Origin of the sequence: Ruegeria jejuensis (genome assembly GCF_041537905.1) — a bacterium.
GTDB lineage: Bacteria > Pseudomonadota > Alphaproteobacteria > Rhodobacterales > Rhodobacteraceae > Ruegeria_C.
The window spans coordinates 108,181-126,684 of record NZ_JBGRUO010000014.1 but is presented as its reverse complement, the minus strand read 5'-3'; the positions used below and the strand labels follow the sequence as shown (position 1 = coordinate 126,684).

The window sequence follows — 18,504 nt, the reverse complement described above, 5'->3', positions numbered from 1 at the left end:
CGATCCTTCGCAAATGCGCCTTCAGCTTCGAGAAGGCCATTTCGATCGGGTTTAGGTCAGGCGAATATGGCGGCAGGTAGAGGAACCAGCAGCCGACGTCTTTCAAAGCCTGCGCGGCAGCCTTGTTTCGATGCGTTGCGAGGTTGTCGCAGATGACGACCGTTCCGGGGTGCAGTTCCGGGGCCAGAACGTCCCGGATGTATGCGGCAAAGGCCTCTCCATCCATTGCCCCTTTGATCACCCAAGGCGCGATCAGACTGTTATGAGTCAGGCCGGCAATGAACGTCTGTGTGCCCCATGCACCGAAGGGAGCACTCATTTCGAGGCGCTTGCCGCGCAAGCTGCGCCCTCGCAAGCGGGTGAGGTTGGTTTTGACAGACGTTTCATCCGCTGCCCGACAGGACATTGCGCAGCAATGTCCCGAAAGGGAATGAACACAAGTCTATCAGGATGAGCTCGCATCGCGGGCATGCGGTATCGGAACCAGCCCTGTCGCAGATGTTTTACACGCGCGCGGAGCCGTTCGGCGGCGACCAGCGACTTTTTTTGTAAGTATATCCAAGCTTGCGCAGGAACCGACCGATAGATGCCGAATGCGCGACAACGCCGGTCGCGGCTTCCAAAGCCCCAGCAAGTTCCGGCAGGGTGATGTCACCATCCTGCTCCACCAACTCTTCAAGAAATGCCCGGTGGGCTGCAAGTTTGCCACGACCAAGCGGGCGACCCTGGACATCAGGCGCAACTGAACCAGTCTCTCGCAACTTGCGCTGCCACCGCACACCCGTCGCGGCGGAAAGCTTCAATCTGGCTGCCGCCGCCCGTCCACTTAAGCCCTCTTCGATATAGTCCTGAAACCGCCGACCTGCTGGAAGAGCACGGCCACGAGACCCTGACCTATTATGCCTTCCCCGACAGCCATTGGATCAAGTTGCGCACGAACAACCCACTGGAGCGGATCATGCGCGAGATCAGGCGCCGAACCCGCGTGGTGGGGGCATTCCCGGACGGACAGTCCTGCCTGAACCTGGCTGCCGCCCGCCTCCGCCATATCGCGGGAACCAAGTGGTCGACCCGAAAGTACATGAACATGACTCCGCTATTTGCGGATCAAACCCAAGGAGCCGTCGGTTTGTCGGTTCCAGCTTTCCGTCTCATCTTCTCTCCTTGACGGTTCAGATGAGCCAGAAACCTTCCGTCATGCAAATCCTCTAATCAGGCCCATAGGTGCTGATGTCAGACACAAATCTCAGCAAAACTGGTCGGCTCAGACCGCCTGAGAAATACAGTTGCTAAGTTCAGAGCTTTGCCCGCACGCATGGCCCTTCGGAAAGTGCAATTTTCTTTTCGACGGAGTCGTTGACCTTGCGGAAAGACAGGGGCCTGCGGACGCGACGTCATGATGACCGAAGTCATCAGAACGGTTTAGGCAATCCGAAAGCCGTATTGCATGGCCGGGCACCGGATGACAGGCATAGACACAAGAAAACCGAGGGATTGATGACAATGAAAACCGAGATCACTGAACTATTTGGCATTCAACACCCGATCATCCAGGGCGGCATGCACTATGTGGGTTTCGCCGAACTGGCGGCGGCGGTATCGAATGCCGGTGGCCTTGGGACGATCACTGCCCTGACGCAGAAGACCCCCGAGGATCTGGCCAATGAGATCGCGCGCTGCAAGGACATGACCGACAAGCCGTTTGCGGTAAATATCACCTTCCTGCCGACCGTGAACGCGCCGGACTACCCCGCTATCGTCAAGGCGATCATCGAGGGTGGCGTGGGCGTGGTCGAAACCGCCGGGCGCAACCCGGTACAGGTGATGCCGTATCTGAAGGATGCGGGTATCAAGGTGATCCACAAATGCACCTCGGTGCGCCATTCGCTGAAGGCGCAGGAGATCGGCTGCGATGCGGTCTCGGTCGATGGGTTCGAATGCGGCGGTCACCCGGGCGAGGATGATGTGCCCAACATGATCCTGTTGCCCCGCGCTGCGGATGAGCTTGAGATTCCCTTCGTCGCCTCGGGCGGGCAGGCCGACGGGCGCTCGCTGGTGGCGTCGATGGCCATGGGCGCCTCCGGCATGAACATGGGCACACGCTTCATCGCCACAAAAGAGGCCCCCGTGCACCAGAACGTCAAGGACGCCATCGTGGCCGCAACCGAGCTGGACACCCGCCTGGTCATGCGCCCGCTGCGCAATACCGAGCGTGTGATGACCAACGATGCGGTTGAAAAGCTGCTGGCAAAAGAACGAGAGCTTGGCGACAAGCTGCAATTTGAGGACATCATCGAACAGGTTGCCGGCGTCTATCCTCGCATTATGAAAGACGGCGAGATGGAAGCCGGGGCATGGTCCTGCGGGATGGTAGTTGGTCTGATCAATGACATTCCGACTTGCCAGGAGCTGATCGACCGCACCATGGGCGAAGCCAACGAGATCATCACATCGCGTCTGCTGGGGGCCGTTGCCTAGCCGCCTTACGGGAACACGTGCCCGCCCAGATCGGACAGGAAAAAAGGACAAATCCACATGACCACCGGAAACGCCGAAGTCATCACTGAAAAATCGGGCGCGATCCTGCGCCTGACCATGTCTGCGTCGCAAACAAAGAACGCGCTGACAAATGAAATGTACCGGACAATGGTTGCGGCGCTGGAAGATGCGGCTCAGGACAGCGCGATCCGGGTCGTGCTTCTCAGTGGCGCGGGCGGCATTTTTACCAGCGGCAACGATGTTAATTCTTTTGCCCACGCCGTGAAAACCGGCGATCTTGCGGCTGCGGACTTTCTCCGGGCGATCATCGGCTTTCCCAAGCCGATCGTCGCGCGGGTTGAGGGGCTCGCGATCGGGATCGGCACAACGATGCTGCTGCATTGCGATCTGATCTATGCGGCCGAAGGAACCCGGTTCCAGATGCCCTTTGTCGACCTCGGCCTGGTGCCCGAGGCCGGTGCCTCTTACCTGGTGCCGCGGATGGTCGGGCAGGCCAAGGCGGCCGAGCTTATCCTGCTGGGCCGTATGTTCGATGCAGGCGAAGCGCTGGAGATGGGGTTCATCAACGCGGTGCTGCCAGCGACCGAGGTGGCGCAGGCCGCCGAAGCGGCGGCCGATGCGCTGTCAAAGCGCGCCCCTGTTGCGATGGCCAAGTCCAAGGCGCTGCTGCGCGCTTCCGAGCCCGAGAACCTGATGGACCGAGTCAACACCGAACTGGTGGACTTTGCTGCGGGCGTCAAAGCCGCCGAGTTTGCCGAGGCCTACACCGCATTTGTGGAAAAACGCGCGCCCAAGTTTTGAGCCTTTCAAGGGTGTAACACCGCTTCCGCCTCCGGTTCAGTCTGTTTCGGGGGCGGGATCGAGTTTCAAAACGCAAGCTGCACCTTGATCGCCTGATTGCGATCAGACGCCAGATCGAAGGCGGATACGGCCTCGGCCATCGGAACCGTCTGGGTGATCAGCGGGCTCACCGACAGCCGACCGGTGCGCATCATCTCGACAGCCATGAAGAACTCCGAATGAAAACGGAACGAGCCTTTGAGTGTAATCTCCTTGGCGGTCATCGCCTGCAAAGGCAACGTCATGTCGCCGCCCAGACCCAATTGCACAATGGTGGCGCCGGGGCGTAGAACCGGTACAGCGGAGGACAGTGCCGCAGCCACACCGCTGCATTCGAAGAGTACATCGAAATGCCCCTTGTCGGCGGCAAATTCGTCCAGCGCATTGGGGCGCTCTGCAACGTTCAAGGTGAGGTCGGCGCCGATATCGCGCGCCATGGCGAGGGTAAACGCCATGATGTCCGTTGCCACGACCTGGGCCGCACCTGCGTGCCGGGCGACAAGAACGGCGAGCAGGCCAATGGGGCCGCATCCGGTGACCAGAACGCGCTTGCCCATCAGGTCACCCGCCTGACGCGCGGCGTGTAACACCACCGACAAAGGCTCGGCCATCGCGGCCTCACCCGCGCTTAGCCCGTCGGCAATGGCGCATTGTGCGGCATCGGCCACAAGGTATTCACAAAACGCGCCCTGGATGTGGGGGAACGGCATGGCCGAGCCGTAAAACCGCATGTTCAGGCAATGGTTCTGCTTGCCCTCAAGGCAATATTCGCAGTTCCCGCAGGGCCGAGAGGGCGAAACGGCCACAAGCTGACCCTCCTTCAGGCTGGTGATATTCTCCCCGATTGCCGCCACATGGCCCGACACCTCATGCCCGAGGATCATGGGCTCTTTCAACTGAATGGGTCCAATACCCCCGTGATTGTAATAATGCAGATCAGAGCCGCAGATTCCCCCGGCGGCCATACGGATCAGAACCTGATCCGGGCCGGGTTCAGGCATCTCACGGGTTTCGATGCGGAGGTCTTTTGCGGCATGCGCAACGATGGTTTTCATGTCAGCCTCAGAGAACGGGGGTCAGAAGGTCCCGCCCGGCGAAATGGGCGGTCAGGTTGTCGCGGACAAGCTTGCCCATTGCCTTGCGGGTCTCGATCGTGCCCGAGGCGTGGTGCGGCTGCAGAAGGACATTGTCGAGTTTCAGAAACCGCGGATCAAGCGCGGGTTCGCCCTCGAACACATCCAGTGCGGCTGCGCCCAGCGTGCCATCTTGCAAAGCGGCAATCAGGGCATCTTCGTCGATATTCGAGGCGCGCGAGATGTTGATGATCATGCCATCAGAACCCACCGCTGCGATCAGGTCTCTATTCACCACATGCCGTGTTTGTGCCGAGGCAGCGAGTGTGACGAACAGGAAATCGGCATGCCGCGCAATATCCAGCGGGTCAGGCATAAAGCTCCAGTCCGGCGCATAGTCTTTGGCGGCAATATCAGTATAGGCGATATCCATGCCGAACCCAGCCAGCCGCTTGCCGACCTCGAATCCGATCCGCCCCAGACCCAGGATACCCGCCTTGCGCCCGAATACCCGCCGCTTGAGCGGGTAGAGGCCCTTGCTGGCCCAGGACCCGTCGCGGACCCAGCGTTCCGCACCGATCATGCCGCGCGACTGGCACAGCATCATGGCCACGCCCAGATCGGCCACATCCTGTGTCAGGACATCCGGCGTGTTGGTCACCCGGACACCGCGTTCGCGGCAGGCGTCCAGATCGACGGCATCAAAGCCGACGCCATAGACCGAGATCAGCTCTAGCGACGGGCAGGCCTCGATCATGGCGCGATCTGCCCCCAACTCGCCCCGCGTTGCAATGGCACGGATGTTCGGGCCATGCTCGGCCAGAAAGGCGGATTGGTCGGGTGCCTCGAAATACCGTTTGACGTCAAAGGCGCTATCAAGAGGGGTCTGATCCCATTCAGGATAAGGGCCAACTTGCAGGATGATCGGTTTCGACACGGGCAGAATCCTTGCTTGACAAGTATTGTTACCCGTAACATGTTATCGGTACCAAACAGGCCGAGTCAATGCATGTCTGCGCAGCAAGGGAATTCACATGACCACTCTTTTCTCTCTTTCGGGCAAACGCGCCCTGATCACCGGGTCCTCGCAGGGCATAGGATATGCACTGGCGCGTGGGATGGCCGCTGCCGGGGCAGAGATCGTGTTGAACGGGCGCGATACATCCAAACTAAGCGCTGCGGCAGAGGCCCTGCGCGCCGAAGGGGCAAATGTGACCGAACTGGCCTTTGATGCCACCGATCACGATGGGGTGCGCGCGGCTGTTGATGGCTTTGAACAGCAGACCGGCGCCATCGATATTCTGGTCAACAATGCCGGAATGCAGCACCGGACAGAGTTGGAAAATTTCCCGGCGGATGCGTTTGAGAAGCTACTGCAAACGAACGTCGCCAGCGTCTTTCATGTTGGTCAGGCAGTGGCGCGGCACATGATCGCTCGCGGGGCGGGCAAGATCATCAACATCGCCTCGGTGCAAACCGCGCTCGCCCGTCCCGGCATCGCGCCCTATACGGCAACCAAAGGCGCTGTCGGCAATCTGACCAAGGGTATGGCCACGGATTGGGCCAAACACGGGCTGCAATGCAACGCCATCGCACCGGGCTATTTCGACACCCCGCTCAATGCTGCTCTGGTAGCTGATCCGGAGTTTTCGGCATGGCTTGAGAAACGGACCCCCGCAGGCCGCTGGGGACAGGTCGAGGAACTGGTCGGTGCCTGCGTGTTCCTGTCCTCGAATGCGTCGAGCTTCGTGAACGGGCATACGCTCTATGTCGATGGCGGCATCACCGCGTCGCTTTGAGGGCAGGTCCGCAGAACCAGTAGAGGAGACAGGGATATGAGCGAGAAGATTGCATTGATCGGGGCCGGGGCGATGGGTGGCGCGATTGGTACGCGGCTGCTGGAGACCGGCAATACGCTGAATGTCTTCGATCTGGATCAGGAAAAGGTTGCCGCACTGGTTGCCAAAGGGGGTATCGCTGCCGCCTCGGCGGCTGAGGCCAGCCGGGCCGTGGATTTCGTTATTACCAGCCTGAACGCCTCGCGCATCGTGGAACTAGCGGCCTTCGGCGCGGATGGTATCGCTGACGGGGCGTCTGAGGGAACCGTGATCATCGACATGTCCTCGATCGAACCCGATGCCACCCGGAAATTCGCGGCGATGGCGGCAGAGCGTGGCCTGGCCTGGGTCGACAGCCCGCTATCTGGTGGCGCCCCCAAAGCGCTGATCGGCGAGTTGACCCTGATGGCGGGCGGCGCGGCTGAGGATGTGGAACGTGCGCATCTGGCGCTGCGTCATGTGGCGTCGAACTATACCCATATGGGGCCGTCCGGGGCGGGGCAGACGACGAAACTGATCAATCAGGTTCTCTGCGGGATAGGGTTTCTGGCCGTGGCAGAGGCAACCCAACTGGCACTGGATGCGGGGGTGGATGCAGAAAAGATTCCCAGCGCCCTGAAAGGCGGTCGCGCCGACAGTGCGCTGTTGCAGGAATACTTGCCGCGTTTCGCAACCAAAGACTATCGGCGCACCGGTCGGATCGACAATATGGTCAAGGATTTGAACGCGGTGAATGATCTGGCGCGTCAGACCGGCACCTCGATGCCGATGACCGCCATCTGTACGGAAATCCACCGGATGCTGACCGCCGCCGGGCTTGGCGGCGAGGATGAGGCGGCAGTGATGGAGTTCTTCAAGGGCGCCAAAGAAGAGATCACCGGATGACTGCTCGGGTCACGATGCGGGATGTGGCGCGCGCCGTCGGGGTTTCGCCCATGACGGTGTCGCGTGCCCTGCGTGACGACGAGACGGTCAACGAAAAGACCCGGCACAAGATCCGGCAGGTCGCCAATGATCTGGGCTATGTCTATGACACCACGGCGCAGGCGTTTCGAACCCAGAAAAGCGGGTTTGTAGCAGTCACGTTGCCTTCGATCAACAACGCCAATTTCGCCGAAACCTTTCGCGGGCTCTCTGATGGGTTGAGCGCCAGCGGCATGCAGTTGTTGCTGGGCAGCACCAATTACAGTGTCGAGAAGGAAGAAGAACTGGTGCGCCAACTTCTGACCCGCAATCCTGAGGCCATTGTTCTGACGGGCGGTCACCACACAGACGAAACCCGCGCGCTGCTCAGCGCCCGAAATCTGCCAATTGTCGAGATGTGGGACCTGCCCGCCGACCCCTTGGGCCATGTTGTCGGGTTCTCCAACGCAGAGGCGATGGCCACGCTGGTCGCGCATTTGGCCGCAAGCGGCAGGCGTCGGTTGGGCTATGTGGGGGCATCCGATCTGACTGACCTGCGCGGGGCCGAGCGTCGCGACGGGGCGCTTGCCAAGGCTGCGGACCTTGGCTTGCCAGAGGTCGAAATCCTGGATGCCGGACCCGCACCGGTGTCGATGCGACACGGCGCGCAGGCGGTATCGGCGCTGGGATCGCGGGTGAGAGAGTTTGACGCCTTGGTCTGCGTGTCCGACCCGGTGGCTTTCGGGGTGCTGAGCGAATGCAGACGGATGGGCCTGGATGTGCCCGGCGATATTGCCGTCACGGGATTTGGCAACTTCGAGGTGGCCTCTGTCTCGGATCCAAGGATCACCACGATTGGCGTCACGGCACGAGAGATCGGGGAGCAAGTGGCCCTGCTGCTTGAGGATCTGTTTTCCGGCACTCCACAGGATGGGCCGCGCGTGGTCGATGTGGGCGCGCGCCTTGTGCTGGGCGAGACCAGCTAGGCGCTGTTGCGCACCGTCGTGCCGGGGATCAGGCGAAAACCGATATCCCGGCAGGGTTCGACCGGTTCATCGCTGAGCCGCCCGATCATCATCTCGGCTGCGGCCTGCCCGAGTTTTAGATGTGGCACATGCATGGATGTCAGCCGCCGCGCGATCACCGAGGCAATCGGCAGATCGCCCCAGCCCGCAATGCCGATATCCTGCGGCACCTGCATTCCTTTCGAGGCGCAATATTGCAACCCGCCAAAGGCCATCGCGTCATTCTGATAGAAAATGCATTCAACGCCACTGCCCGATGCCAGCAACTGCTCGGTGCCGTAAAACCCGGGATAATAGGTTGCCGTGTCATGCAGGCAGAGCTGTTTGACCACCCGCCCGCCGCCGCCTTCGACGGCCTTGCAGAACCCGTCCAGCCGCGTTGTCGCGGCGTTGGCGGTATCGTGCGAGGTGCCGACATATCCGATATTGGAATAGCCGCAACTCATCAGGTAGCGGCCCATGTCAAAGCCGCTGTCGAAGTGGTTGATGCCCACCGACATATCCAGCGGGCTGCTGTTCAGATCCCAGATCTCGACAATGGGAATGCCCGCGTTGCGCAGCATTTCGGTGGCGCGCGGGGAATGGTAGCGACCGGTCAGGATCAGGCCCGCAGGCTGCCAGGACAGAACGGTGCGAATCCAGTTCTCTTCTTCCTGCTGGGTGTGCTGGGTCAGGCCCAGAACGGTCTGGCGACCGAAGGAGCCGAGCTTGCGGTCGATGCCCTCAAGAACCTGCGCAAAGACCTCGTTTCCAAGGTCCGGGATCGACACGCCCACGAAGGTCGAACTCTGGTCGCCGGCAAAAACCGTGGCCAGACGATTCGGCAGATAGCCCAACTGGTCCACCTTCTCCATCACCTTGTCGCGGGTTTTTTCCGAGTACCCGCCCTCGCCACGTAAAACACGGCTGGCGGTCATCTTTGACACGCCTGCGGCGCGGGCGACCTCAGAAAGGCTTACCCGACTGTTTTTGCTGATCTTTTCTTTCATTCGACATACTTACGTTACGGGTAACTTAAAGCTTGACAGATTGGGCCACCACGCGAAACACTAGCGCAATGTTACGGGTAACTCAACGGGGGGTTGGGGCCCGGATCAAGGAGGAGCCCGCATGCAGAACCTGGCCTCAGGTCTGTTTTTTGACGGAATTGACAAGCATTTCGGTGGCACATACGCGCTGAAGGATGTGTCTCTGACCGTCGAGCGTGGCGAAATACTCGCGCTGCTGGGCGAAAACGGGGCTGGCAAATCGACGCTGATCAAAGTGCTTGGTGGCATTCATCAGCCGGATGCCGGGCGCGTGCTGATCGATGGCGAGCCCTATGCCCATCGACCCGCCGGATTTGGCGAACGGCAAAAGGTTGCCTTCATCCACCAGGACCTGGGATTGATTGAGTGGATGACGGTGGCCGAGAACATCGCGCTTGCCCTGGGCTTTTCTCGCAAGAACGGTCTGATCAAGTGGAATGACGTCGAAATCTTCGCCGCAGAGGCGCTGCGCAAGGTCGATTGCGACTTTGATCCAACCACCCGGGTCGAGAATCTTTCACGTACCGAGAAATCGCTGGTCGCGATTGCCCGTGCGCTGGCGGTGGACAGTGAGTTTCTGGTTCTGGACGAACCAACCGCCTCGCTCCCGGCTGATGAGGTGGAACGTCTGTTCGACGCACTGCGCCCGCTGCGCGAACGCGGGGTGGGGATGATCTATGTCAGTCACCGGCTGGATGAGATTTTTCAGATCGCTGATCGCGTGGCGGTTTTGCGCGATGGTGAAATGGTCGGTGTGCGCAGCATTGACCACACCACGCCAGAGGAACTGGTGCAGAAGATCGTCGGTCGCAAAACCCGCGAGACCGTCAAGAGCACGGATGCGCCCGGCGAACCGGTGCTGACGCTGGGCGGGTTTCGCGTCGCGGGTGTCGGGCCGCTGAATTTCGAGCTGCGCAAGAATGAAATCGTAGGGCTGGTCGGGCTGCGCGGGGCAGGTCATGAGGCGATCTCGCGCGCGCTCTTTGGACTGGAAGCTTATGACGGGCAGGTCACGCTTGCGGGTCGCGCGCCTGACCTGTCGACCCCGCAGCGTGCGCTTGCGGCGGGTGTCGGGCTGGTGGCCAAGGACCGGACCGAGGAATCCGTGGCGATGAGCCTGACGATCCGGGAAAACACGTTTCTGAACCCCGAGGGCATCGGGCGCAAACTGCTCAGCCTCTTGTCGCCGAAAACCGAGGCCGATCAGGCCGCGATCATTGGCGCTGAGCTTGGATTGTCCCCGAACGACCCCAGTCTTGCGATTGAGGCGCTTTCGGGCGGCAATCAGCAAAAGGTGGTGATCGGGCGCTGGCTGGCCACCAAACGCAGCCTGCTAATCTGCGAAGACCCGACCGCCGGTGTGGATGTGGGCGCCAAATCCGAGATTTACGCGCTGCTCAACCGGGCTTTGGCGGATGGGCTGGGCATCCTCGTTGTCTCCACCGACTTCGAAGAGATCGCGACGATCTGCCATCGCGCCATCGTGTTCAGTCAGGGGGCCATCGTCGATGAATTGAACGGGACCCGCCTGACCACCGAAAATCTGATTCAGTCGGCATCTGCCGGGAATATCGAGAAACGAGAGGACAGCCAGAATGCAATCGCTTGAATCGGGCGCATTGGAACCGACCAAAGCCGAGTTGAAGGGCCTGAGCTTTGGCCAGAGACTGGCCCGGCTTTTGCCGGTCTATGGCCTGGTGATCCTGACGGTGTTTCTGATCGGGCTGTTTTCGGTCCTGCTGCCGAACACGTTCCCGACCATGCTGAACCTGCGTGCGATTGTGTCGGACAAGGCAATCATTGCGCTCCTGTCGCTCGGGGCCATGATCCCGATGGCAGCGGGGCGGATTGACCTGACCGTAGGGTACGGAATCGTGCTGTGGCACATTCTGGCGATCAGCTTTCAGACCCTGCTGGGCATGCCTTGGCCGGTCGCCGTGGCGCTAGTGCTGATGCTGGGCGCAATCACCGGGTTCCTGAACGGGCTGCTTGTCGAGGTGGCCAAGATCGACAGCTTCATCGCGACGCTTGGCACCGGCACGGTGCTTTACGCGCTGGCGCTCTGGCATACGGGCGGGCGACAGATGGTCGGCGTGCTGCCGGACGGGTTCTATGCGCTCAACAGTACCTTCGTCTTCGGGCTGCCCATCACCGGGTATTACCTGCTCGCGATCACGGTGGTGATGTGGGTCGTGCTCGAATACACGCCTGTGGGCCGGTACCTCTATGCCATAGGCGCCAACCAGCGCGCGGCGCAATTGAACGGTATTCCGACCCGGAAATACGTGATCGGGGCCTTTGTTGCCTCTGGCACGATGACCGCTCTTGCCGGTGTGCTGCTGGCCTCGAAGCTGCGGATCGGTCAGGCCTCGGTCGGGCTGGAGTTTCTGCTGCCCGCGCTGGTGGGGGCGTTTCTGGGATCAACCACCATCAAACCGGGCCGGGTCAATGTCTGGGGCACCATCGTCGGTGTCGCCATTCTGGCGGTCGGAATCTCGGGCATTCAACAATTCGGCGGCTCCTTCTGGGTTGAGCCGCTGTTTAACGGGGTGACCCTGCTGATCGCCATCGGCATCGCAGGATATGCGCAGCGCAGAAAAGGTGCAGAAAAGCGCTGAGCAATGAAGTGCAAAGGGAGGAAGTCATGAAGAAGAGAACATTTCTGAACGCCATGCTGGCAACCACGATGCTTGCCGGGTTTGGCACGGTCACATTGGCGGAAACCGCCTGGGATGGGCCGACAACAGGGCCGACAGCGGCCGAGGGCAAATCCATTGTCGTGGTTGCCGGTGACCTGAAGAACGGGGGCATCCTCGGGGTGACCACCGGGGTCGAGGAAGCCGCCGGTAAGATCGGCTGGGACGTGCGTGTGCTCGATGGCGCAGGCTCGATCCAGGGCCGGACGGCGGCCATCGGTCAGGCCCTGGCGCTCAAGCCCGATGGGGTGATCATCAACGGGTTCGATGCGGTCGAACAGCAGGCAGCGCTTGAAGGTGTTGTCGGCGCAAATATCCCGATGGTAGCCTGGCATTCAGGTCCCAAGATCGGCTGCGACGCGCCCGGTGGGATCTTCGCCAATGTCTCGACCGATGCAATGACCGTATCCGAAGTCGCTGCCCAATGGGCAATGGAGGATGGCGGCGACGATGTGGGCGCTGTGATCTTTACCGATTCCACATATCAGATCGCGATCGACAAGGCGGATCGGATCAAGGAAACCATCGAAGCCGCCGGTGGCAAGGTTCTGGAATATGTCGACACGCCGATTGCTGACACGTCCAGCCGGATGGGGCCGCTGACCACATCGCTCTTGCAGAAACACGGCGATAGCTGGACCCACGCGCTGGCGATCAACGACCTTTACTTCGACTTCATGGGACCGGCCCTTGCGGCAGCAGGCATCCCCGGCGATGGCTCACCGAAAGCGGGCTCGGCCGGTGACGGGTCTGAGGCGGCGTTCCAGCGCATCCGCGGCGGTCAGTACCAGACCATCACCGTGGCCGAGCCGCTGAACCTGCAGGGCTGGCAACTGGTGGACGAGCTGAACCGCGCCATTCAGGGCGAGGCTTGCTCTGGCTATGTGACCTCTCCGGCGCTGGTGACGCAGGACGGGCTGGCCAAACTCGGCGACAGCAATCAGTTCGACCCGGATTCGCCTTACCGCGAGGCCTATTCGACCATCTGGGGCAAATAACTGAACTCCCCGGGGCTCTCGGACCAGACCGGTTCGGGGGCCCAAGGAGGTCCTTTGTGGGCCCCATAACAGATTGCGGTTCGGATCGGTGGGCTCGTGTGGCCCGCGCCGGAACGCTCTATTCAATTCACGGAGTATCTTATGCCAGACACCCCGCTCGACATTCCGCTTGTGAAAATGCGCGGCATTACCAAACGCTTCGGCGGCGTCACCGCCTTGTCGAATGTCGATCTTGATGCTTATGCCGGTGAAGTGCTGGCCATCGTCGGCGACAATGGCGCCGGAAAGTCAACGCTGATCAAGGTGCTGACCGGTGTCTATCAGCCGACAGAAGGCGATATCTTTCTGGATGGCGCAAAGGTTGATTTCGCCAGCCATGCCGACGCTATCGAGATGGGCATTGACGCGGTCTATCAGACGCTGGCGCTAGCCGATCACCTTGATCCAGCGGCGAACATGTTTCTGGGCAACGAGCTGACGCGCAAGGTGTTCGGCATCACCATGCTGGACAACAAGCGGATGCGGTCCGAAACCGAGCGTGTGCTGATGGAGCGTCTGGGCGTGAAGCTCAAATCGCTGGACGCGCCAACCGAAAGCCTGTCGGGCGGGCAGCGTCAGGCGGTAGCCATCGCCCGCGCTGTCTACCACGAGGGGCTGCGCGTGTTGGTCATGGATGAACCGACCGCAGCGCTTGGGCCGCAGGAAACGGCGCGCACGCTGAAACTGATCCAGACATTGAAAGCACAAGGACTGGCGGTGATCCTGATCAGCCATTCGCTGGATGACGTCTTTGAGGTGTCAGACCGCATCCATGTGCAGCGGCGCGGCCAGTGTGTTGGTGTGGTCAAGGCAGCAGAAAGCAACACGCAAGAGGTCCTGGGCCTGATTGTCGGCGCAGAGGAGGCGGCGTGATGGCCACGGTTACTGCTCAGAAAACACTCTCGGAACGGATCGAGCCTTATGTTGCGATCATCGGCCCGATGGTGATGATCCTGGCGATACTGCTGTTCATGGCGGTCGCCGAACCGGCGCGGTATTTCCGGGCCACCAACCTGAACCTGATCCTGCTGGATGCGGCGCTCTACATGCCGATGGCGATGGCGATGACCTTTGTCATCACGCAGCGGGGCATCGACCTGTCGATTGGCTCGATTGCGGCGCTCAGCGGCATCATGATGGCCTTTCTGATCAAGCAATACGGTTTTTCCGTCTATGTGGCGGTGCCGATTGCGATCATGCTGGGCGCGGTGATGGGCCTGATCAACGGGCTGATCATCACACGGTTCAACGTACCTGATCTGATCGGGACACTGGCGATGGACCTTGTCTATCGCGGCTTTGCCCTGGTGTTGGCCAAGGGGCTTGTCCTGGCGCGTTTCCCCGAATTCCTGACCGAGATCGGGCGGGGCCAGATCCCCGGCTTCATTCCGATCCCGGTCATCATCGGGATTGCAACGATGATCGCGGGCTATGTGCTGCTGACGCGTAGCTATTTCGGACGCTACACTATCGCAATCGGGTCTAACCCCGAAGCCGCCGAACTGACCGGCATTTCGGTCAATCGGCACAAGGTCTATGCCTATGTGCTGATGGGCGCCTGCGCCGCGCTGGGCGGGGTCATGTTGACCGGCAAGCTGAACGCCATCCAGGCCACATCTGCCCCTTACTTCAACCTGCACGTCATTGCGGCGGTTGTTGTGGGCGGCACCTCGCTCTTTGGCGGTCGTGCCTCGATGCTGGGCTCGTTTGCGGGCGTGCTGCTCTTGAGCATGATGATCAATGCTCTGGTGACCCTGCGGATCGAGTTCTTCTGGCAATCGGTCGCCTCGGGCGTCGTTATCGTCAGTTCGGTCGCGCTTTATACCTGGATGCAGAAGAAGGACCGGGACGGGGCGGGCGGCTTGTTCGCGGGCCTCATGACCCCGGATGGACAGAAAATGCTGCGCTTCAGCGCGGCCCTGATCGGTGTGCTGATCGCATTGCTTGCGATCGGCGGGCTATTTGCCGGTGACCCCAACCCAAGCGGGTGACCGGCCAACACGCGGAGTTGCCGGGCCGGGGGTGCAGCCCCGACCCGACCGATGGCTCCGCACTCATGCAAAGGGAGGAACCGAAATGAGGTTATTAACAACAACAGCACTGGTGGCAAGCGTGGCCATGGGCGGGGGCGCTTTCGCCGAGGGCAGTCTGCCGCTCAAGGAATTGCCCGATATTGGCGAGCGCGACTACTGGGTGCCGGACGAGGTCAACGCCGATGGCAAGCTCGAAGCATTACAGGCGGTGGTCGGATCAGAGGCGGTGCCGTTTACCGGCTCGCTCGACAAGCCGGTGCAGATCGCGCTGATCTATCCCTCGGCGGATACGTCCGATTTCTGGGCACGCAACTATCTGGCCATGACCAAGCGGTTAGACGAATTGGGCATCAACCATGAGACGACCGAGTTTGCCAGCCGTCAGATCGAACATTCGCTGCAATCGACCTATGCCAATCAGGTCGAACAGGATGCCGATCTCTATGACTACGTCATCTTCGGCCCGTCAGAACTGGCTATTCAAGCTGACAATATCGACAAACTGGCCGGGAATGATGGGTTTTCTACCTATGTTTGGGCGTTCCACACGCCCCTGAAAGATCTCAAGACCCAACCTGATGCCTGGTTTGATTTCTCGTCTGCTGCGGGTGCCTTGACCATGTGTGATTACATGCTGGGCCGTCTGGGCAATGATGTGACCATGGCGATGAACCGGGGCATTCCGGGCATCACCGACAACCAGCGATCCGGTGATTTCAAGGCCTGCGTGGAAGAGAAAGGCAATTGGACAACCGCCTATGAGCATTACGGCGAATACCAGCGCGAGGGTGGTTTTGAAGGCACCAGCCTGATCCTGCAGGCCTACCCGGAGGCGACGATCATCCACAACGCCAATACCGCCATGGCCATGGGCTCGGTCGAGGCGCAGGTGTCGCAGGGCAAAGAGAAAGAGATCTTCTCGACCGGCTGGGGCGGCACCGGGCTGGAGCTTGAGGCCATTCGTCGTGGCGAGTTGGACGCCACGCCGATGCGCATGGGCGATGATGTGGGCGCGGCCACCGCCGAAGCGATCAGGGCCGATCTGGAGGGCCGCGCGGAGGAGCTGCCGCTTGTGTTCCTGGGCCGGATCACCGTTGCCCATGACCAGATGAGCGCCGAAGAGATCGACGCGCTGGAACAGGAAGCCTTCCGCTTCTCCGGTGTCGGCGCGTTGGAACGCTAAAACCATCTGGGGTGCCGCGTGCTTTGCGGCGCCCCTTGATCCGCGGCAGGTGCTGCCGCATTCTGTGACCGATAACAAATCGAGCGGTTTGCCGGTGTCACAGTCAGAGAAAACGCCCTCTCCGGTTACCATGCGCGATGTGGCGCGTGCTGCTGGTGTGTCGCGCATGACGGTGTCACGCGCGCTCAAGGAAAACAGCCCAATCTCGAAAGAAACCCGCGAACGTATCCTGCAGGTGGTGCGCGACATGAACTATGTGCCCGACCAGATGGCGGGCAGCCTGACCACCAAACGCTCGGGTTTTGTGGCGGTACTGGTGCCCTCGCTGAACAACCTTCATTTCGCCGAAACCGTTCAGGCCCTGACCGAAGAGCTTGAGGGTATCGGGCAGCAGGTTCTTTTAGGCTACACCAACTACTCCGCCGAGCGCGAAGAGACGCTGGTCGAGACCATGTTGCGACGCCGGCCCGAGGCCGTCGTGTTGTCCTATGACGGCCATTCGGATCGCACGATCCAATTGCTGAGCGACGCCAATGTCCCGGTGATCGAGCTTTGGGAACGCCCCGAGGACCCGATCGGCCACACGATCGGCTTTTCAAACCGCGCCGCTGCTGCCGAGATGACCCAGGCATTGATCCAGCGCGGCTATCGCAACATCGCCTTTCTGGGCGAGGCTGATGACGCCTGGACCCGGGGTGCCGCGCGCCGCAAAGGGTTTGTTGACGCGATGACAAAGGCAGGCCTGTCTGCGCACCGCATCCTCAAATTCGGCAAACCGCCGCTCTCCATCGAAGATGGGGCGGCGGCCATGCCTGAATTGCTGGGGCGGTTCCCGGATGTTGATTGCATCTTCTGTGTCTCGGACGCTCCGGCTTTCGGGGCGCTTTCAGCCTTACCTGCAATGGGCAGGTCTGTGCCGGGCGATATCGGGATTGCGGGGTTCGGGAATTTCGAAGTCTCGCGGTTCGCCTCGCCCGCAATCACCACGGTGATGGTCGATCCCAAGGGTATCGGGCGGGCCAGTGGCCGGTTGATCGCAGAACTGTTTGACGCGCAGGGCGAAGGTGCGGTGATTCCCCAGCATATCAAGATCGAGGCGCGCCCGATCCTTCGCGGCTCCACACGGGAATTGTGATCCCTCAGTTTTCAAAGGTTTACAGGGAATTGCAATTTTCCTTTGTGTTACCGGTCACAATTGCTAATGTGACCGGTAACAAATCGGAGAAACAGCCCTGCCATGCCAACAATCCACCTTGAGAACCTGATCAAGCGCTATGGCGATGTTGAGGTCCTGCACGGGATCGAGCTGGAGATGGCCGATAATGAATTCACGGTTCTGGTCGGTCCGTCGGGCTGCGGGAAATCCACCACATTGCGGATGATCGCCGGGCTTGAAGATGTGTCCGAAGGCGAGATTTATATCGGGGGCAAACCGGTCAGCCGGCTGGAACCCAAGGATCGCGATCTTGCCATGGTGTTTCAGGATTACGCGCTTTATCCGCACATGAACGTGGCGCGAAACATGTCCTTTGCCCTGCGTTTGCAAAAACGCCCAAAGGCCGAGATCGACCAGAAGGTCAAAGCGGTTGCCGCGACGCTGGGTCTGACCGACTATCTGGCGCGCAAGCCGGGCGAATTATCGGGTGGGCAGCGCCAACGGGTTGCCATGGGGCGGGCGCTGACCCGTGACGCCGGTACGTTCCTGTTTGATGAACCGTTGTCCAATCTCGATGCCAAGCTGCGTGGACAGATGCGGGCCGAACTGGCGCTGATGAGCCAGCGGGTCCAGAAGAACATGATCTACGTCACCCATGACCAGATCGAGGCTATGACACTGGCAGATCGGATCGTCGTGATGCATGGCGGCTATATCCAGCAGCAGGGCACTCCGGAAGAGTTGTTCAAGCGTCCGGTAAACAAGTTCGTCGCCGGTTTCCTCGGCATGCCACCGATGAATTTTCTGGAAGGTGAGATTGTCGAGCGTGACACGGGCGTCTTTGTCAGTGGCGATGGCTTTGACCTGCAGTTGGGAGCTGAAAAGGCCGCCGCAGCAAAAGCCCACCAGAACAAAGAGGTCATTCTGGGCGTGCGCCCGTCTGATCTGACTTTTGATGCAGATGCGTCGGAACAGGAGGCTTTGACGCTGGATGTCATGGTCTCGGAATATGTCGGTGCCCAATCGGTCCTGCTGTGCAGATGCGGACCGGCCAATGTGATGGTCGAGGTGAACTCGGAAACACCCGTCGCGCTGGGGCAAACCCTGACATTTGCGGTCAATCCGAACGGGGTTCATCTGTTCGACCGCCATAGCGAGGTTGCGATCTAGCGACCCGATTTCATGCAAAGGGA

Annotated in this window: 18 protein-coding genes and 1 pseudogene; 14 read left to right on the top strand and 5 right to left on the bottom strand. The window is 60.5% G+C overall.

The window, feature by feature from the left end:
• Together AB1E34_RS16570 and AB1E34_RS16565 are read right to left on the bottom strand one after the other, a co-directional pair.
• Positions 1-340 (bottom strand): transposase (locus AB1E34_RS16570; protein ID WP_372573435.1); only part of this gene is annotated, 340 nt, incomplete at its 3' end.
• 163 nt (positions 341-503) lie between these two features.
• A complete protein-coding gene (locus AB1E34_RS16565; RefSeq protein ID WP_372573444.1) occupies positions 504-803 on the bottom strand; it encodes a winged helix-turn-helix domain-containing protein in 300 nt (99 codons plus the stop codon).
• Positions 804-850: 47 nt separating this feature from the next.
• Here AB1E34_RS16565 and AB1E34_RS16560 point away from each other — a divergent pair.
• From AB1E34_RS16560 to AB1E34_RS16550, 3 genes and pseudogenes are all read left to right on the top strand, one after another.
• Positions 851-1,168 (top strand): annotated as a pseudogene (locus AB1E34_RS16560) (transposase); the annotation flags it as partial.
• A 329-nt stretch (positions 1,169-1,497) separates the two neighbouring features.
• A complete protein-coding gene (locus AB1E34_RS16555) occupies positions 1,498-2,478 on the top strand; it encodes an NAD(P)H-dependent flavin oxidoreductase (RefSeq protein ID WP_372573434.1) in 981 nt (326 codons plus the stop codon).
• A 57-nt stretch (positions 2,479-2,535) separates the two neighbouring features.
• On the top strand, positions 2,536-3,300 hold the full coding sequence (locus AB1E34_RS16550; RefSeq protein WP_372573433.1) for an enoyl-CoA hydratase-related protein: 765 nt from the start codon (positions 2,536-2,538) through the stop codon (positions 3,298-3,300).
• A 65-nt stretch (positions 3,301-3,365) separates the two neighbouring features.
• On the opposite strand, the gene AB1E34_RS16545 is transcribed toward AB1E34_RS16550, so the two are convergent.
• Together AB1E34_RS16545 and AB1E34_RS16540 are read right to left on the bottom strand one after the other, a co-directional pair.
• Complete coding sequence (locus AB1E34_RS16545; protein WP_372573432.1) at positions 3,366-4,394, bottom strand: L-idonate 5-dehydrogenase; 1,029 nt, start codon at positions 4,392-4,394, stop codon at positions 3,366-3,368.
• A 7-nt stretch (positions 4,395-4,401) separates the two neighbouring features.
• Positions 4,402-5,349 (bottom strand): 2-hydroxyacid dehydrogenase, encoded by a 948-nt coding sequence (locus AB1E34_RS16540; protein WP_372573431.1) that lies wholly within the window; start codon positions 5,347-5,349, stop codon positions 4,402-4,404.
• Between the two features lie 97 nt (positions 5,350-5,446).
• Here AB1E34_RS16540 and AB1E34_RS16535 point away from each other — a divergent pair, with 97 nt between their 5' ends.
• Genes AB1E34_RS16535 through AB1E34_RS16525 form a run of 3 tightly spaced genes read left to right on the top strand, consistent with a single transcriptional unit; the run spans position 5,447 to position 8,139 of the window.
• Positions 5,447-6,211, top strand: coding sequence for an SDR family oxidoreductase (locus AB1E34_RS16535; RefSeq protein ID WP_372573430.1), 765 nt, complete (start codon positions 5,447-5,449; stop codon positions 6,209-6,211).
• A 36-nt stretch (positions 6,212-6,247) separates the two neighbouring features.
• Positions 6,248-7,135: an NAD(P)-dependent oxidoreductase gene (locus AB1E34_RS16530; RefSeq protein WP_372573429.1), complete on the top strand. Its 888-nt coding sequence runs from the start codon at positions 6,248-6,250 to the stop codon at positions 7,133-7,135.
• On the top strand, positions 7,132-8,139 hold the full coding sequence (locus AB1E34_RS16525) for a LacI family DNA-binding transcriptional regulator (RefSeq protein ID WP_372573428.1): 1,008 nt from the start codon (positions 7,132-7,134) through the stop codon (positions 8,137-8,139). Before AB1E34_RS16530 ends, AB1E34_RS16525 begins: the two co-directional genes overlap by 4 nt.
• On the opposite strand, the gene AB1E34_RS16520 is transcribed toward AB1E34_RS16525, so the two are convergent.
• Positions 8,136-9,167, bottom strand: a complete 1,032-nt coding sequence (locus AB1E34_RS16520; protein WP_372573427.1) for a LacI family DNA-binding transcriptional regulator — start codon at positions 9,165-9,167, stop codon at positions 8,136-8,138. The genes AB1E34_RS16525 and AB1E34_RS16520 overlap by 4 nt on opposite strands.
• Positions 9,168-9,288: 121 nt before the next feature.
• On the opposite strand from AB1E34_RS16520, the gene AB1E34_RS16515 reads away from it, so the two are divergent.
• From AB1E34_RS16515 to AB1E34_RS16480, 8 genes are all read left to right on the top strand, one after another.
• Positions 9,289-10,815 carry a sugar ABC transporter ATP-binding protein gene (locus AB1E34_RS16515; RefSeq protein WP_372573426.1) on the top strand — a complete coding sequence of 509 codons (1,527 nt, stop codon included), beginning with the start codon at positions 9,289-9,291 and terminating at the stop codon, positions 10,813-10,815.
• Complete coding sequence (locus tag AB1E34_RS16510; protein ID WP_372573425.1) at positions 10,802-11,824, top strand: ABC transporter permease; 1,023 nt, start codon at positions 10,802-10,804, stop codon at positions 11,822-11,824. The genes AB1E34_RS16515 and AB1E34_RS16510 overlap by 14 nt, the downstream gene beginning before the upstream one ends.
• A 26-nt stretch (positions 11,825-11,850) precedes the next feature.
• Positions 11,851-12,900, top strand: coding sequence for a substrate-binding domain-containing protein (locus AB1E34_RS16505; RefSeq protein ID WP_372573424.1), 1,050 nt, complete (start codon positions 11,851-11,853; stop codon positions 12,898-12,900).
• A 141-nt stretch (positions 12,901-13,041) separates the two neighbouring features.
• The gene (locus AB1E34_RS16500) at positions 13,042-13,812 is read left to right on the top strand and encodes an ATP-binding cassette domain-containing protein (protein WP_372573423.1); all 771 of its coding nucleotides are present in this window, start codon (positions 13,042-13,044) and stop codon (positions 13,810-13,812) included.
• The gene (locus AB1E34_RS16495; RefSeq protein WP_372573422.1) at positions 13,812-14,930 is read left to right on the top strand and encodes an ABC transporter permease; all 1,119 of its coding nucleotides are present in this window, start codon (positions 13,812-13,814) and stop codon (positions 14,928-14,930) included. Before AB1E34_RS16500 ends, AB1E34_RS16495 begins: the two co-directional genes overlap by 1 nt.
• Positions 14,931-15,015: 85 nt before the next feature.
• A complete protein-coding gene (locus AB1E34_RS16490; protein ID WP_372573421.1) occupies positions 15,016-16,155 on the top strand; it encodes a substrate-binding domain-containing protein in 1,140 nt (379 codons plus the stop codon).
• Positions 16,156-16,249: 94 nt separating this feature from the next.
• Positions 16,250-17,290, top strand: a complete 1,041-nt coding sequence (locus tag AB1E34_RS16485) for a LacI family DNA-binding transcriptional regulator (RefSeq protein WP_372573420.1) — start codon at positions 16,250-16,252, stop codon at positions 17,288-17,290.
• Between the two features lie 102 nt (positions 17,291-17,392).
• Positions 17,393-18,481, top strand: coding sequence for an ABC transporter ATP-binding protein (locus AB1E34_RS16480; RefSeq protein WP_372573419.1), 1,089 nt, complete (start codon positions 17,393-17,395; stop codon positions 18,479-18,481).
• Positions 18,482-18,504 lie beyond the last annotated feature (23 nt).